Origin of the sequence: Aquimarina brevivitae (genome assembly GCF_004216895.1) — a bacterium.
Taxonomy (GTDB): Bacteria; Bacteroidota; Bacteroidia; order Flavobacteriales; family Flavobacteriaceae; genus Aquimarina; species Aquimarina brevivitae.
This window is the reverse complement of sequence record NZ_SGXE01000004.1, coordinates 119,972-135,376: the sequence shown is the minus strand read 5'-3', so window position 1 is coordinate 135,376 and position 15,405 is coordinate 119,972. Positions and strand designations below refer to the sequence as shown.

16 protein-coding genes are annotated in these 15,405 nt (G+C 35.9%); 12 read left to right on the top strand and 4 right to left on the bottom strand.

Translation table 11 applies throughout. The features are described from left to right. Positions 1-17: 17 nt before the first annotated feature. The 6 genes from EV197_RS14105 (at position 18) to EV197_RS14080 (ending at position 5,702) form a co-directional block, all read left to right on the top strand. Positions 18-1,724, top strand: a complete 1,707-nt coding sequence (locus EV197_RS14105; protein ID WP_130287440.1) for a NupC/NupG family nucleoside CNT transporter — start codon at positions 18-20, stop codon at positions 1,722-1,724. A gap of 145 nt (positions 1,725-1,869) precedes the next feature. Next, positions 1,870-2,694, top strand: a complete 825-nt coding sequence (locus tag EV197_RS14100) for a thymidylate synthase (RefSeq protein WP_130287439.1) — start codon at positions 1,870-1,872, stop codon at positions 2,692-2,694. Positions 2,695-2,719: 25 nt separating this feature from the next. After that, on the top strand, positions 2,720-3,148 hold the full coding sequence (locus EV197_RS14095; protein ID WP_130287438.1) for an energy transducer TonB: 429 nt from the start codon (positions 2,720-2,722) through the stop codon (positions 3,146-3,148). 101 nt (positions 3,149-3,249) lie between these two features. Continuing rightward, a complete protein-coding gene (gene egtB / locus EV197_RS14090) occupies positions 3,250-4,434 on the top strand; it encodes an ergothioneine biosynthesis protein EgtB (protein ID WP_130287437.1) in 1,185 nt (394 codons plus the stop codon). Next, positions 4,434-5,405 carry an L-histidine N(alpha)-methyltransferase gene (locus EV197_RS14085; protein WP_130287436.1) on the top strand — a complete coding sequence of 324 codons (972 nt, stop codon included), beginning with the start codon at positions 4,434-4,436 and terminating at the stop codon, positions 5,403-5,405. The genes egtB and EV197_RS14085 overlap by 1 nt, the downstream gene beginning before the upstream one ends. An 18-nt stretch (positions 5,406-5,423) precedes the next feature. Then, positions 5,424-5,702 carry a DUF427 domain-containing protein gene (locus EV197_RS14080; protein WP_130287435.1) on the top strand — a complete coding sequence of 93 codons (279 nt, stop codon included), beginning with the start codon at positions 5,424-5,426 and terminating at the stop codon, positions 5,700-5,702. Positions 5,703-5,711: 9 nt separating this feature from the next. Here the strand turns inward: EV197_RS14080 and EV197_RS14075 are convergent, their stop codons facing one another. After that, positions 5,712-6,008, bottom strand: coding sequence for an isoamylase early set domain-containing protein (locus tag EV197_RS14075; RefSeq protein WP_130287434.1), 297 nt, complete (start codon positions 6,006-6,008; stop codon positions 5,712-5,714). A 92-nt stretch (positions 6,009-6,100) separates the two neighbouring features. Then, complete coding sequence (locus tag EV197_RS14070; RefSeq protein WP_130287433.1) at positions 6,101-7,186, bottom strand: aminotransferase class V-fold PLP-dependent enzyme; 1,086 nt, start codon at positions 7,184-7,186, stop codon at positions 6,101-6,103. 119 nt (positions 7,187-7,305) lie between these two features. Here EV197_RS14070 and EV197_RS14065 point away from each other — a divergent pair, with 119 nt between their 5' ends. Both EV197_RS14065 and EV197_RS14060 read left to right on the top strand, forming a co-directional pair. After that, a complete protein-coding gene (locus EV197_RS14065) occupies positions 7,306-8,232 on the top strand; it encodes a dihydrofolate reductase (RefSeq protein ID WP_130287432.1) in 927 nt (308 codons plus the stop codon). Between the two features lie 15 nt (positions 8,233-8,247). After that, positions 8,248-9,099, top strand: a complete 852-nt coding sequence (locus tag EV197_RS14060) for a fructosamine kinase family protein (protein WP_130287431.1) — start codon at positions 8,248-8,250, stop codon at positions 9,097-9,099. A gap of 14 nt (positions 9,100-9,113) precedes the next feature. Here EV197_RS14060 and EV197_RS14055 read toward each other — a convergent pair whose 3' ends face one another. Continuing rightward, complete coding sequence (locus EV197_RS14055) at positions 9,114-9,482, bottom strand: hypothetical protein (protein ID WP_130287430.1); 369 nt, start codon at positions 9,480-9,482, stop codon at positions 9,114-9,116. 246 nt (positions 9,483-9,728) lie between these two features. Between EV197_RS14055 and fabD the strand changes: the two genes are divergently transcribed. Then, positions 9,729-10,610 carry an ACP S-malonyltransferase gene (gene fabD, locus EV197_RS14050; protein ID WP_130287429.1) on the top strand — a complete coding sequence of 294 codons (882 nt, stop codon included), beginning with the start codon at positions 9,729-9,731 and terminating at the stop codon, positions 10,608-10,610. A 54-nt stretch (positions 10,611-10,664) separates the two neighbouring features. Here fabD and EV197_RS14045 read toward each other — a convergent pair whose 3' ends face one another. Further along, positions 10,665-11,504: a DUF3667 domain-containing protein gene (locus EV197_RS14045; protein ID WP_130287428.1), complete on the bottom strand. Its 840-nt coding sequence runs from the start codon at positions 11,502-11,504 to the stop codon at positions 10,665-10,667. Between the two features lie 213 nt (positions 11,505-11,717). Here EV197_RS14045 and EV197_RS14040 point away from each other — a divergent pair, with 213 nt between their 5' ends. Genes EV197_RS14040 through EV197_RS14030 form a run of 3 tightly spaced genes read left to right on the top strand, consistent with a single transcriptional unit; the run spans position 11,718 to position 15,357 of the window. Continuing rightward, on the top strand, positions 11,718-13,640 hold the full coding sequence (locus EV197_RS14040; protein ID WP_130287427.1) for a hypothetical protein: 1,923 nt from the start codon (positions 11,718-11,720) through the stop codon (positions 13,638-13,640). 3 nt (positions 13,641-13,643) lie between these two features. Further along, complete coding sequence (locus EV197_RS14035) at positions 13,644-14,462, top strand: DUF2490 domain-containing protein (protein ID WP_130287426.1); 819 nt, start codon at positions 13,644-13,646, stop codon at positions 14,460-14,462. 28 nt (positions 14,463-14,490) lie between these two features. Further along, positions 14,491-15,357: an MORN repeat-containing protein gene (locus tag EV197_RS14030; RefSeq protein WP_130287425.1), complete on the top strand. Its 867-nt coding sequence runs from the start codon at positions 14,491-14,493 to the stop codon at positions 15,355-15,357. Positions 15,358-15,405: the final 48 nt, after the last annotated feature.

Below are 15,405 nucleotides of genomic sequence, written 5' to 3'. Positions count from 1 at the left end.
ATTTTTACCATTGAAGTATGAAGAAAGGTTTATTTACCCTTATAACCCTTGTGTTCTTTTTTCAAAATATTGGAGCTCAGGTTTTTGAACAAAAATGGGTGCTTAATCAGGTAAAAGGAGACTCACTACTGGAAAACTTCGCTTACCAAAAAGATTTTTTTGAGTTTAAAGAAAATTCTTTTCAGTATTCTCTTCAAAATGCTAAGAATAAATTAAAGGGAGATTACATTAAGCAAAATAATAGTTTATTGCTTTTTAGTGAAACTAATGAGGACTCTATTATTCGATATCGGATAACTACATTTAATGATTCCCTTTTAGTAGTGTCTAAAGGAGGGGTTAGCTATGATTTTATACCGGAATCTTTTCAGGAATCTGCAACCAACCAAGCCGTTCTTACAGGAAAGGAAATTATACCTAGTCAGGGCTTTTCTTTTAATAGTCTGTGGCGTGGTGTTTTAGGGATGCTGGTCTTACTAGCTATAGCCTATTTGTTTAGTGCTAAACGAAAAGCTATCAATTGGAAAACTGTTGGTATTGGTCTATTGGGTCAATTGCTTTTGGCTTTTGGGGTTTTGAAAATTCCTTTTATTCAGTCTATTTTTAATTTTGTTGGAGAGGTTTTTAATGAGATTTTGTTATACACACAAGCAGGGAGTGAGTTTTTGTTAGGTGGTATGATGGATGTGGATAGCTACGGTTTTATCTTTTTGTTCCAAGTGCTACCGACCATTATTTTCTTTTCGGCTTTGACGTCTATTCTTTTTTATTTTGGAATTATTCAAGTGGTTGTTAAAGGAATGGCTTGGGTTTTAACTAAACTTATGGGAATTTCGGGTGCAGAAAGTTTAAGTGTGGCCGGTAATATATTCTTAGGACAAACAGAAGCTCCTTTAATGATCAAAGCTTACCTAGAGAGGATGACTCGCTCTGAAATTCTTTTGGTAATGGTTGGTGGTATGGCAACTGTAGCAGGAGGTGTGTTAGCAGCTTACATAGGGTTTTTAGGAGGAAATGATGAACAGTTGCGCTTAGAGTTTGCTCGGCACTTATTAGCAGCTTCTGTGATGGCTGCTCCAGGAGCAATAGTGATTTCTAAAATTTTATATCCTCAAACCGAAAAAATTGATGCTACTATTGAAGTAACGCAAGATAAAATAGGCTCTAATGTTTTAGATGCTATTTCTAATGGAACCACAGAAGGTTTAAAATTAGCGGCCAATGTTGGAGCGATGTTATTGGTTTTTGTTGCCTTGATTGCTATGCTCAATGGAATACTGGGTTGGGTAGGCGAGGTGACTACCTTCAATACATTCATTGCAGAAAATACACCCTATAGCAAATTTTCATTAGAATCGATATTAGGTACCATTTTTGCCCCATTAATGTGGTTAATAGGGGTGGCCAAAGAAGATGTGATGCTAATGGGGCAGTTGCTAGGTATTAAATTAGCAGCAAGTGAATTTGTAGGGTATATTCAATTGGCAGACCTTAAAAATCCAGCCAATCCTTTACACCTAACTTACAATAAATCGATAATTATGGCAACTTACATGCTATGTGGTTTTGCTAATTTTGCTTCTATAGGAATTCAAATAGGGGGTATTGGCTCTTTAGCCCCTGGTCAACGAAAAACCTTATCTGAGTTTGGAATGAAAGCCCTTATTGGCGGTACTATTGCATCCTTACTTTCTGCTACCATTGCAGGGATGATTATCGGGTGATTGTGGCTAAATTGGCTCGTTGTTAAAAACTTTTTACAACTATCTTCTGTGTAATTAAATATCTGAACGCTCGTCTTCTATTTTTTGTATATTTGGTTTATTAATGTTGTTTTAACAATTATTACCATTTATTTGTTATTGAGTTATGAAGCAGTATCATGATCTTGTGCGCCATGTGTTAGCCCATGGAACGGCAAAAGAAGACCGAACCGGAACCGGGACAAAAAGCGTGTTTGGCTATCAAATGCGTTTTGATTTAGCGGAAGGCTTTCCGATGGTCACCACCAAAAAATTACACCTTAAATCTATAGTTCACGAATTACTGTGGTTTCTAAAAGGAGATACCAATATAAGTTATCTGCAGGATAATGGAGTAAGAATTTGGAACGAATGGGCAGATGAAGAAGGGAATTTGGGACCTGTGTATGGACACCAATGGAGGAATTGGAATGGTGACGAAATTGATCAAATTAAAGAACTGATCCACACCTTAAAAACTAATCCTGATAGTAGGAGAATGCTAGTGTCAGCTTGGAATCCAAGTGTTCTTCCAGATACTTCAAAATCATTTGCTGAAAATGTAGCCAATGGAAAAGCAGCGCTACCTCCTTGTCACGCTTTCTTTCAGTTTTACGTAGCGGACGGTAAACTATCTTGTCAATTATATCAACGAAGTGCAGATATCTTTTTAGGAGTTCCTTTTAATATTGCCTCATATGCGTTGTTTACTTTAATGGTAGCACAGGTATGCGGGTATCAACCAGGGGAGTTTATACATACGTTTGGCGATGCTCATATTTACAATAACCACATCGAGCAACTTGAGCTTCAACTAAGTAGAGAACCTAGAAAATTACCTAAAATGATTCTTAACCCTGAGGTCAAAGATATTTTTGGCTTCGTTTTTGATGACTTTAGATTAGAAGACTATAATCCTCATCCTCATATTAAAGGTGTGGTAGCTGTCTGACCCCAAACTATTAAAGATTTTTATTATGAAAAGACTACTACTTTTATTAACCGTTATGATGTTTTGTTCCTCAGCATTACAAGCACAGGGAGTGATTCTATCTCAAGAGAATGCTAACGATAAAGGGATTACACCATTATGGCCTAGATGTGACCGTTCAAGACTATCGCCTATTAAATGTTTTGACCAAAACTTAAGGGATCATATTATTCGTAACTTTCAATACCCAGAAAATGCTGTTAGTGAAGGTTTGAGTGGAACCGTTACCGTAGAATTTATAATTGATAAAAAAGGTAAAGTTGAAATTTTAGAGGTGCAAGGCGGACATCGCTATTTACAAAGAGAGGCGATACGCCTTATACGAGCTATCCCGAAAATGGAGCCCGCGAAATGGGGTGAGAAACCAATTTCTGTGGCCTATGAAGTTCCCATTACCTTTGTAAAACCCCAGTAAAATGATAGATTTTTAACAAGGAGTTAACTTGGTTTAAGAATTCCAAAAGATAAAAATTACTAAATTTGAGTGTAGTGCATATTTAGCACTACACTTTTTTTATGATTGTTACGACTAGTATTATCCCTTCCTTTTTAGAAACCAGAAAAGCTTCAGAAGAAATATGTACTCCTTTGCATACTGAGGATTATGTAGTGCAACCTATTGTAGATGTTTCGCCACCCAAATGGCATTTAGGACATACTACCTGGTTTTTTGAAGAGTTTATTTTAGCAAAATATGTACAGGGATATAAGCGCTTCCATCCTGATTTTGCATTTGTTTTCAATAGTTATTACGAAAGTGTTGGTAAGCGAGTGGTGCGCACGGATCGTGGCAATCTATCTAGACCAACGGTAAAGCAAGTGTATGAGTATCGAAATTATGTAACCAATGCCTTACATAGGTTTCTGGAAGATAATGAAAACGATAATGTACTGGATTTGGTTGAAATTGGTATACATCATGAGAAACAACATCAAGAATTACTCTTAACAGATATAAAGTATATTTTAGGGCATAATCCACTGCTGCCTGCCTACCACGAAACTTTTAATGAACATTCGAAGAGCCTTAAGCCTAAAACAAATTTTATAACCATTGATGAAGGGGTTTATCAAATTGGTCATACTTCAACCGATTTTTGCTACGATAATGAATTAGGGGTACATAAGGTTTATCTGCATCAATTTAAAATCGCAGATCAACTGGTTACGAATAAAGATTTTTTAGCCTTTATTGATGCTGGGGGTTATAGGGATAGCTTATTGTGGCACGCAGAAGGTTGGGATTGGATTCAAAATAATAACATCGAAAGCCCTCTGTATTGGCATCAAATCGATGAAAGCTATCAGCAATATACGCTAAGCGGTATGCAACCGCTCAACCTTGATGCGCCGGTTACACATATTTCCTATTACGAAGCCTTTGCTTATGCACAATGGGCTGATTGTCGATTACCAACCGAGTTTGAATGGGAAGTAGCACAAAAGTATTTCGACTGGGGCCATCGATGGGAGTGGACGGAGAGTGCTTACCTACCTTATCCGGGATATAGCAAAGCACCAGGAGCACTCGGAGAGTATAATGGTAAATTTATGGTCAATCAAAAAGTGCTTCGTGGTGGCTCAATAGCGACTTCAAAAAACCATACACGATACACATACAGAAACTTTTTTCATCCGCACCTAAGATGGCAATTCACCGGGTTTAGGGTTGTAAAAGATAATCAATCACACAAAATATAATGGATTGTAAAGATCAAAAAACAAAAATTTCCGCTTTTGAAAAAGAAGTGTATGAAGGATTAACAGCCTTTCCGAAATATTTATCTTCAAAATTTATCTATGATCAAAAAGGCGATAAGTTATTTCAAAATATCATGGAATTACCTGAGTATTATTTGACCCGTAAAGAGTTTGAGATATTAAATACCAAAAAGAGCGAAATTGTCCAAAACTTCGATCAGGAAAAACAAGGTTTTCATCTTATCGAGCTCGGTGCAGGTGATGGTAAGAAAACAAAGGTGCTTTTGAAGGAATTACTTTCTAATGCGTACAATTTTACATATAACCCTATCGATATCAGTAGCAATGCGGTAGAAAATTTGAAGCAAAATCTTCAGCAAGAAATGCCTAGCCTTAAGGTACAGGGTTTAGTCGGTGAATATTTTGAAGTTCTAGACCGTTTAAAGTATACCGAATATGATAAAAAGATAATAATGGTCTTAGGCTCCAATATTGGCAACCTATTGCATCCAAGAGCCATTAAATTTCTGCAGAAATTATGCGGTGTGATGGGTAATGAGGATTTGTTGTTTATGGGATTTGATCAAAAAAAGAATCCTCAGACGATTCTAAATGCCTATAATGACTCACAAGGCGTTACAGCAGCGTTTAATAAAAACATATTAGTACGGATCAACACGGAATTTGACGCAAATTTCAATGTAAACAATTTTTTACATTGGGAAACTTATGATCCCGAAAGTGGTACGGCTAAGAGTTATTTAGTAAGTAAGGAAAAGCAAAGTGTAGACATCAATGCACTTGGATTAGAAGTTTGCTTTGAAAAATGGGAAACTATACATACCGAAATTTCGCAAAAATATGATGATCATACGGTTAAATGGTTAGCAAAAGAATCAGGGCTGAAGATCATAAATCAATTTTCAGATGTGGAAAAGGCTTATCAGAATTATCTGTTTCAAAAAGTATAAACTTCAAATATTCTTTGTATGGTAGCCAAATGGAATGGAAAAATTGTAGCCGAAAGTGATAACACTATAGTCATAGAGGGAAATCATTATTTTCCGCCTTCGGCCTTAAAGAAAGAATACTTTTTACCAAGTGATACACATACCCATTGTCCCTGGAAAGGTGAAGCATCCTATTATACCTTAAAGGTAGGTGATAAGGAAAATAAAGACGCAGCCTGGTTTTACCCTGAGGCTAAAAAACCAGCCAAAGAGATCGAAGGGTATGTTGCTTTTTGGAAAGGCGTAGAAATATCTTAGCTTATCGTATTAAACGATAAGCAAGCTATTATCCGTAGCCGCGTAATCACTCCACAAGTATCCATCAGCTTCATTTTCATTAGTCCACTCTCCGTCGACCACATATTTAAACTGAAATTGATTGTCCTTTGGTAAATTTACTGTGCCTTTAAAAGTACCGTTTTTAAGCTTTTTAAGTAAATGAGATCCTGTATCCCAATTATTGAATTCGCCTGCTACTGATACAGAGTCAGCTTCTTTAGCAGGAACTGTGAAGGTAACTTTGCAAATTGGTTTTGACTTTAGGTATTGCTTAGAGATTGCCATAATTAAAAAGGTTTATGTGGTTATATAAAAGTATCCCTAAGTTACTACAATTTGATATAAAATAAAAAACCTATTGATTACTTTTTTATCAATTATTTTAGTGATTTTTTCAGTGCATCTATTAGTATTTCAACATCTTGTGTGTTGTTATAAAAATGAACGCTAACACGTATGCCATTACCTCTCCAAGAAGTTACTATATGCTGCTTTATAAGTTTTTCGTGCAATTGTCGGTTCGCTTTAAAGGTATAAATACAACTATCAATATTACGGTTAATCACACTTTCATCCAGCAGACCTAAATTGATAAGCTGCTCTTTCAAAAACCGACTTAACTTTTGATTATGTCCGGCAATACGCTCCATTCCGATGGTTTGTAAATTGGATACAGCAAAGGAAAGACTTGTAAAATTCAAGGTGTCAAGATGACCACACTCCAACCGTGCTTGTAAGTTGGTGTAAGATGAATCATAGTCAGATCTGCCTATCTCTTTTGTATAGGATTTGGGAGTTATTTGTTCTAAAATACCCTCTTTAAACATAAAAAATGCATTACCAAATCCAGCCAGTAGCCACTTATAACCACTACAGCCTAATATGTCAATACCTGAGTTTTTAAAATCAATTTTTTGGGTTCCACAAGCCTGTGTGGTATCTACAATAAGTAGAAGGTTGGGAAACTCTTCTTTTAATTGTTTAAAAAAATCAATGGACAAACTTATGCCACTGATATATTGAACCATGCTACAAATTAAAATATGGGCATTTTCACGTTTTAGGGTTGTCCAAATGTTATTTTCCAGGTTATCATCTACTTTGGCATAACAGTGTGTAAATCCTTTTGTAATAACCGCATGATTAATGGCAGGATAATCGTGATCTAACAGTACTACTTTTTGTTGCTTTCCAAGGCCATCGAGAACCGTATTGAGTCCTAATGAAAAATTAGGAACCAATAGTATTTCATTGGAATTGTGATTGAAAAAATCCGCAAGAGTTTGTTTTGTTTCGGATAAAAAAGTGTTTCGATCTTCTCTAAACAAGCTCCCCCTATTTAAATAATCCAGTTCATGTTGTTGTCGATGTTGGTATAAAGCTGAGCTCAAAATCCCTGAGGCGGCGGTGTTTAGATATGTATAATGATTAAGGGTAGGAAACTCTTTTCGGTATTTATCCATAGCTATATTGAAAATACTTTGTTTTATACAGCACTATAGTTACTTTTATGCTTAAAATAAGCGATAATGAATTGTCGTAACACGCTTTAGTTAAACCAGAGCCACTAAGTTAGCATAATATGTTTTCTAAAAAGAAAGAAAAACCACAAATCGACCCGGTGCAACGCGAGTTGTACGAGCACGCCAGAAAGCGAGTTAATCAAAAGAAAAAATTATTCCGACATTTTATAGTGTTTTTAGTAGGAGCTATCTTTTTTGTAATACTCAATTTGCTATTAGGTTTTGGAAAAGATCTTACTTTTTTTGGAGCAGATTGGTATTTGGTGGCTATACTAATTTGGGGTTTTATACTTGCTATACATACCGCAAATGTATGGTTATTTCACTCATTTATGGGTAGGGAGTGGACCGATAAACAAATGGAGCGTTTAATTGCGAAGCAAAAAGCTGAAATCGAACTCATTCAGAAGGATGTGGAGTTGATGTATCCCAAAACAGATCTTTTAAAGAAAAAGGAAGAATTTATAAAAGGTAGAAAAGAAGAAGTTCTAAAATTGCCTAAAAAAATTACGATGATTGCTGCCGCTGCCGAGAACAACGCCCTCGGTAAAGACAACGATCTGGTTTGGCACTTACCTGATGATTTTAAACGATTTAAGCAGTTAACTTCTGGACACTATATCATCATGGGGAGGAAAACATTCGAGTCATTTCCCAAATTATTACCTAACCGAACACATGTTGTAATTACTCGTAATCTCAACTATAAGCCCGAGGGAGTTATTGTTGTGGACTCCTTAGATAAAGCCATTGAAGCCGCTAGTCCAGATCCTTCGCCTTTTATCATTGGTGGTGGTGAAATATATAAATTAGGTTTAGCCTACGCTGATTACATTGAGTTAACTCGGGTACACGGAGAATTTGAAGCTGACACTTTTTTTCCAGAAATTGATTTATCGAAATGGGAGCTGATTAAAGAGGAGTTCCATGACACTGATGAAAAGCATAAGTATCCTTTTACTTATCTGACCTATAAAAAACGATAAAAATCGAATAGGTATATGATCGATAAGGTAGTATTAACACATCTTGAAGCCCTATTTGATCAAAAAGTTAATAGTTTTCAACCGTTATCCGGCGGAGATATCAATGAAGTCTTCCGATTAGATATCAAAGATCAAAGGTTTGTAATAAAGATCAATAATGCTAGTCGCTTTCCTGCAATGTTTGAGGCTGAAACGAAAGGCTTACAAGTGCTTTCAAATAACTCCACTTTTAGCATACCAGAAGTATTATATGAAGGAGTTTTTGAGGATCAGGCCTATTTGGTAATGCCCTTTATTGATTCAAGGAGCAAAGCGGCTGATTTTTGGGAAGATTTTGGATTAAAATTAGCTGCTTTACATAAGCAAACGAAACCCTATTTTGGTCTAACTCATGATAATTATATTGGAAGTTTACCTCAGTATAATAGTAAAGAAATCAATGCAGTTAATTTTTATATCAATCAGCGGATACAACCACAAATCAAACTAGCTCAAGATTCAGGATTTTTATTCTCAGGTTTGGCTTCTTTTTATAAAAATTGCTCTAAGATAATACCCAATGAACCATCCTCTTTAATTCACGGAGATTTATGGGGTGGCAATTATATGGTGGATCAACAGGGTAAACCTTGTTTAATAGATCCTGCAGTGGCTTACGCGCCACGAGAAATGGATATAGCGATGATGCATCTTTTTGGTGGATTTGATCCCAAAGTTTTCCACGCCTATAATGAAGCGTTTCCTTTACCTTCTGGATGGCGGGATCGACTAAAACTATGGCAGTTGTATTATCTTTTGGTTCATTTAAATATTTTTGGTAGTTCTTACTTCACTTCTGTACGTGAGATTATAAAGAATTACCAGTAATTCTCATCTGTATATTACTCAGTGATATTAAAATTGATTCGGATAAGATTTTTTGTTTGACATTCATTAAATTCTCCTCCCGTACAGGTTTCAATTACTGTAAAATCCGTTCCTACGTATCCTGGTAAAGGCTCATATTTATAAACGAGACTCCATTCTGTTGTAATATCTCTAACTAACTCACTGTTTTGAAAGTTTGTAGCCTGAGTTTTGATAATTGCCCCTTCTTCATCTCCAGCGATTTCTAAATCAAAGGTATAGGATTCAGAATTCTTTAGGGTAACGTTTACTTCGTTGTACAGACTTTCAACTTTATCTTTGCTACAACTGGTGTGAAACAATATAAATACTATCGGAAGCGCAAATTTTAAAATGTTTTTCATTGATTTTATATAAAAAAATTACTACTCTAATAATTGTTTTGAAAATTTTAATGATCAAAAAAGCTAGTTGTCCGATTTTTATTTTATGCTGTAAAAGTAACACGATAAAATGCGTTATTTCTCACTGTTTTCAGGGAAAATAAGATAGGATTAGGGTGCTACCGCTAATTTCATTAAATTCTATAGATTTAAGTTAAGTAGCTATGGACTTAATCCTTATTTTTGTTAAAATTAAAAACGCACAGTATGAACGCATATGTATTTCCTGGCCAGGGGGCTCAATTCACTGGTATGGGGCTAGATTTATATGAAAACTCTGATTTAGCTAAAGAGCTGTTTCATAAAGCAAATGATATTTTAGGGTTTGAGATTACTAAAATTATGTTTGAAGGTACAGCTGATGAGCTTAAAGAAACCAAAGTTACCCAACCTGCTATTTTTTTACATTCTGTTATTTTAAGTAAAGTATTAGGAGATAGTTTTAAACCAGATATGGTTGCAGGACATTCTTTGGGTGAGTTTTCGGCACTGGTTGCTAATGATACCTTAAATTTTGAAGACGCACTGCAATTAGTTTCAAAACGTGCATTGGCCATGCAAAAAGCTTGCGAAATGCAACCTTCTACTATGGCAGCAGTGTTAGGCTTAGATGATGATATAGTAGAAAAGGGATGTCGAGAAACAGAAGGGATTGTAGTGGCTGCCAATTATAATTGTCCCGGACAATTGGTGATCTCTGGAGAAGTACCTGCTGTTGAAGCAGCGTGCGAATGGATGAAAGAAAATGGCGCCAAGCGTGCTTTGTTATTACCTGTGGGCGGCGCTTTTCACTCGCCATTGATGGAGCCGGCAAGAGAAGAGCTGGCTGCTGCAATTGAGGATACGCAATTTAACACCCCTAAGTGTCCTGTGTATCAGAATGTAACAACTACTGCAGTAACTGACCCTAAAGAGATACAGTCAAATTTAATTGCACAATTGACTGCTCCGGTACGCTGGACGCAAAGCGTTACATATATGATTAAAGATGGCGCGACACTATTTACGGAAGTTGGACCTGGTAAAGTACTCTCTGGCTTGGTTAAGAAAATAGATCGGTCTGCTGAGGTAGCTCAAGCGACTTTATAATTCAAACTAAAAATACTCGTAGTGACGCGACAATACTCTTGTCGCGTTTATTATTTAATAAAGTATCAAGGCCATTTCTGCCTCCTGATGTCCCTTTATGATACCTATTATAATCCCTGCAATTAATGCTGCTACAAAAACAATTACTAAAACTAAGATTAATGTAAGTGCTATAGATAAGATCGCGTAAAAAAAGCCTTTCCAATGCGCCATACCAAGCTTGCGTTTATAAATTTGTGCGTACATAAGTAGTAATAACAGAAAAGAAAGTAAAAGCTCTAAAGAGACGTTTATTTTAGCAATATAAAAGAGTAGCATTAATAAAGCGTAATACATACTTGATTGCGCTATTGCAAAGCTATGAATGATTAAAAATTCAATAAAATTTAATTTTTTAGTAGCAAACGCTACCCTTGATCCTATTGATAAGAAGGGAAGTACTAAAAAGGGAAGCAAATGAAATACACTTTTAATATAATTAATATGTTCTATAATTGTTTTTTCAATCCAAGTACTGTTATCTGGGTTGTTCACAGAACTTTTTGCGTACTCAATTTCAAAAATGTCCCAATATCCAAGTATAAATAAAACCGAAGAATAAAAAGTAAATCCTATTATCGCATACTTAAAGGGGTTAGTGAACTTAACCGTAGCCCCATGAAGATAATTCTTTATTACTACCCCCGGTTGCGCAAAAAGACTTTTAAAAGTATAAAAAAAGCCTTTTTCCAAATTAAAAACAGCATTAGTTAAGGATCTCAAAAGTTTGTTGAAGTTCCATCTACCCTCAATTTTCTTTTGACCACAATGACTACAAAATTGCCCTGTTATCTGTACTTCGCAACTTTTACACGTGTATAATTCCAATACGTCCCCGGATGTTATTTTATTCATACCAAAGTATTGTTGTTTATATCTATAAGTATATGTTTGCTGTAAATGTTACAAAAAAGTTAATTTATCTTTTATTTCTATAAACCATACACTTTACCCCAAAAACTACACAGACTTCAAGCATATTTGTTATTTTTTAAGGAGTAGCCCTAATTTTTATGGAATAAGCAAAATAATTTCAAATAATTTTAGTTTACTTTGCCGGTTAATGTTATGGAATTTAGACAATTAATAAAAATAGTAGTCCTTGGGTTATTATTAATAGCAAAAACAGCGTTACTAGCCCAGGAAAAGAAGCAATATCAAGGTTATTTTCAGATTGGCGATTACATAGGTTTGGCAAATTATGAATATATTTTGGCTAACAAGGATACCTTGTTCGACGGTCAATTTGAGTTTCAACGTACCAATCCAAAGGCGTTATTAGAAAAGCAAGATATTTCCTTTTCCATAGAAGGACAATTTAGTAGAAAATATCCCGATGGATATTGGTCATTTCGATTTAATGAATTTAAAACCAATAGGAAAAGCTCATTTAAGGATAACACCTATGTGCTCAACGTAGATGGGGAACAATTCGTGGCTTTTGGAACTTTTACGAACGGTAAGCTAGATGGCGAATGGACTGTTAAAAATCAACGCATAGAAAACTCGGAAGTAGAAAATGTTAGTTTTAACAGTGTTATAAAGTTTAATGAAGGTTTTCCGCAACAAAGCTTTAGAATTGAAGCTAAGGAATTGGCTTTGGTAGGCCGGTGTTTACGAAATGGGCTGGCGCATGATAAATGGACCTTGTATTCAGATAATACCCTTGGTGACATTGAATCCTGGTATTTTAATGAAGGAGAACTGCAGCTCATTGAACGTCTTAAAGGTAGGGCTATCAAACGTGCTGCTCCGCAATCTGCTGAAGGCGCAACCACCGAAACCATTACATTATCCGAAAAATATTTTAAGATCATAAAGCTGCAATTACCGCTAGAAGATGTGGAGATTAGCGCGGCTAGTGGTATTACAGCACTACTTGCCAAAAATGAAAAATATTATCAGCGTGTTGATACTGTACTATCTTTATTGAGCCCTGCTAATTTTGAATCTAGATTTAAGGTAAAAGTATCCTATTATCCTTCTACGGCGATGGAGGATAAATTAAAAGATTCTTTAGTTCTGTATTACCAAAGGTCCAAGAAAATAAGTGACTTTCTACTTAGCGATACACAATTGGCAATCCGTAAGTTATCTGATAAAAAGGTGGCATCATTAGTAAATGATCTGGAAAGGATTGATGAAAGGATTTTGGCACCCTTAGGACAAATTTCTGATTATGCCGAAGAAAACTTGTTGAATTACATTAGCAATGAACACCTCATACCACGTTTTTGGAAGAAAGGTAAAGATGAGTTTCGTAGCTATGATAACTATGGAATCGAACTTTCCGTTGATAGTGCTTCAGCGCAGTCTTTGTTAATTTTAAAAGATCTTGCGAAGCAGACCTTTGAGCGATTGGATGAAATAAGGATCGTCTTGGAGAGATCAATAGATAACCAAGAGAAACAGGCTGAGGCTATTGCTTTAGAAGAAGAAATGATCTTACAATTGGATAAGATGACAGAATTGACCCGACAAGCTCAAACTGATACTATCCCAGAGCATTATTACAAAGCGCTAGTAACCTTAAGACAAGATGTAGAAGATCGGCTTAGCGAGTATGCTAATACCGATGATATGGATCAAAAATTAGCGTTGGGTAGAAAACTAGTAGATTGCTTCACACAATTGGAAACGGTTGGGAAAATGGTTTTGCAATTACCGGCACAGCAACAAGAAATAGCAGAAAAATATACCGATGCTGTTTGGAATCCTTTTACAGCAACAGTGATGGATGAATTGGTAAAAAGACGTATTGTATCGGCATATGAAAATGTTTTGGTACCTTATTTTATTGATAAAATATCTAAAGGACTTAACTGTAACGAGGCATCCAAATGGATACAACTCATTGATAAAACACATCTGCGTATGCTGGCAATGAGAGAAGAAGATACTCGAAAAATGGAGCGAAGAATACGAAAAGAAGAAGATCCTTTGGTCATACTGCAGCGTTTTGATATCCCCAAATTACTTAACCAAAAATAACAAATGATAAAAAAGTATTACAAATACCTGTCTTTTGTTATGATGTGTTGTTGTTATGCATTGACTAACGCACAGCAGGAGCCAACGGAAGCAAAATTTAAAGAATCCGTTTCCAGAGTTTGGGTAAATACCTATGGTAATATCAGGATTTCCGAAAGGTTGTTTTGGGTGGCGCAAACCCATTTTAGATTCGAGGAAACAGAAGACACTCCTTTTGTGGGTCAGGTTGGTCAGATTTATAATCGGCATGCGATAGGTTATATTTACAACAAATATTTTAACATTAGTGTTGGTGGTGTACTGCGTTTAAATTTTAACACGGCAGCCAATCCTGCACCAATAGATAGAAACCTTGTTCCAGAATGGCGTATTTGGCACGAATATATGTTTGCAATGCCACTGTCTTCAATGATGTTTTATCATCGTTTACGGATTGAACATCGTTGGACTCAGAGTTTTGAGGAGAATAGTGATTATGATTTTAGGAATCGATGGCGCTATATGTTTAAAGCTAAAATTCCTATCAATTCAGATAAGTTTCAAACCAATACTTTTTATATTTCACCAGAAGCAGAGCTAATTATGCAAAGTGGAAAACCTGTGGTCGGTAGTCCGATGGAAGATCTGCGTTTGCACGCTTCTGTAGGATATATAATCAATCCCAGAATGACAGTAGCAACGGGTCTTATGTATTCCACTGGGCAAACTTTAAGTGATGCTTCAGTGTACAAACAGAATTTAACCCTACGCTTTCATTTGTATTTTTCTCCAGATTTTAGAAAAGTCAAAAATAAATTACCAGCTATTCATTTAGATGATTAAAACAGTATAGAAACCCAGTTTAGCCCCTATGAAAATACGTAAAAGACATATCGTAGCTTATTGTATTGCTGCAGCCGCAATTGTGGTGGCGGGATATAGTATATTGCGACAACAAAAATTACGAAAAGAACTTACTACCATAATCGCGGAGAAACAACAATTCTCTAAAGATTCATTACTCAAACGGAGTTTGTTTCAAATCGACTCTTTATTAATGCAAGGACAATATAGTACAGCCTTAGATGCCTATGAACAGCAATTCTTAAATGTGCAGAATGACGGCAAAGAAGAGGTGAGTTTTAGAATAAAGGTAGCCAAACAGTTTGTGGATTTTTATAGTACACCTAATCAATCCAACTCAGTAAAAGATTCAATACGGTCCCTGGATACTAATCGTGTTGCGGCAGATGCTTCGGTCAATGTGCGTACTTTGGACTCGTTGCAGTTTGCTTTAGAAAAAACCAAAGTACAATTAGAGCGACTCCAGAAGCAGCTTAAAAAGAAATCATATAGCGAATACCTAACTTTTCGTAATCCTAAAAAACACCTGTTACATTATGTAGGACAGGTGCAAAATAATAAAGCTAATGGATATGGTATAGCGGTTTTTGATACCGGTAGCAGATACGAAGGGGATTGGGTCAATAATTTACGCGAGGGTGAAGGCGCATTTTATTGGCCAGATGGCGAATACTATATCGGTAGTTATGAAAACGATCTGCGTAATGGTCTAGGTACCTATTATTGGCCTAATGGCGAAAAATATGTAGGCGAATGGAAGGATGACCAACGCAGTGGTGAAGGAACTTTTTATGCCAAAGATGGTAAAATCCTAACCAGCGGTATCTGGAAAAAAGATAAGCTAGTAGAAGAATTCAAAAACAAGAAAGACTGAGCTACGAATTCATAGCAATGTTGATTTTACTTGTGGATCGTAATTTTT

Bases quoted from the DNA above. Each gene is read 5' to 3' on its own strand.
- EV197_RS14105 (WP_130287440.1), top strand. From the start codon at position 18: ATGAAGAAAGGTTTATTTACCCTTATAACCCTTGTGTTCTTTTTTCAA.
- EV197_RS14100 (WP_130287439.1), top strand. From the start codon at position 1,870: ATGAAGCAGTATCATGATCTTGTGCGCCATGTGTTAGCCCATGGAACG.
- EV197_RS14095 (WP_130287438.1), top strand. From the start codon at position 2,720: ATGAAAAGACTACTACTTTTATTAACCGTTATGATGTTTTGTTCCTCA.
- egtB (WP_130287437.1), top strand. From the start codon at position 3,250: ATGATTGTTACGACTAGTATTATCCCTTCCTTTTTAGAAACCAGAAAA.
- EV197_RS14085 (WP_130287436.1), top strand. From the start codon at position 4,434: ATGGATTGTAAAGATCAAAAAACAAAAATTTCCGCTTTTGAAAAAGAA.
- EV197_RS14080 (WP_130287435.1), top strand. From the start codon at position 5,424: ATGGTAGCCAAATGGAATGGAAAAATTGTAGCCGAAAGTGATAACACT.
- EV197_RS14075 (WP_130287434.1), bottom strand. From the start codon at position 6,008: ATGGCAATCTCTAAGCAATACCTAAAGTCAAAACCAATTTGCAAAGTT.
- EV197_RS14070 (WP_130287433.1), bottom strand. From the start codon at position 7,186: ATGGATAAATACCGAAAAGAGTTTCCTACCCTTAATCATTATACATAT.
- EV197_RS14065 (WP_130287432.1), top strand. From the start codon at position 7,306: ATGTTTTCTAAAAAGAAAGAAAAACCACAAATCGACCCGGTGCAACGC.
- EV197_RS14060 (WP_130287431.1), top strand. From the start codon at position 8,248: ATGATCGATAAGGTAGTATTAACACATCTTGAAGCCCTATTTGATCAA.
- EV197_RS14055 (WP_130287430.1), bottom strand. From the start codon at position 9,482: ATGAAAAACATTTTAAAATTTGCGCTTCCGATAGTATTTATATTGTTT.
- fabD (WP_130287429.1), top strand. From the start codon at position 9,729: ATGAACGCATATGTATTTCCTGGCCAGGGGGCTCAATTCACTGGTATG.
- EV197_RS14045 (WP_130287428.1), bottom strand. From the start codon at position 11,504: ATGAATAAAATAACATCCGGGGACGTATTGGAATTATACACGTGTAAA.
- EV197_RS14040 (WP_130287427.1), top strand. From the start codon at position 11,718: ATGGAATTTAGACAATTAATAAAAATAGTAGTCCTTGGGTTATTATTA.
- EV197_RS14035 (WP_130287426.1), top strand. From the start codon at position 13,644: ATGATAAAAAAGTATTACAAATACCTGTCTTTTGTTATGATGTGTTGT.
- EV197_RS14030 (WP_130287425.1), top strand. From the start codon at position 14,491: ATGAAAATACGTAAAAGACATATCGTAGCTTATTGTATTGCTGCAGCC.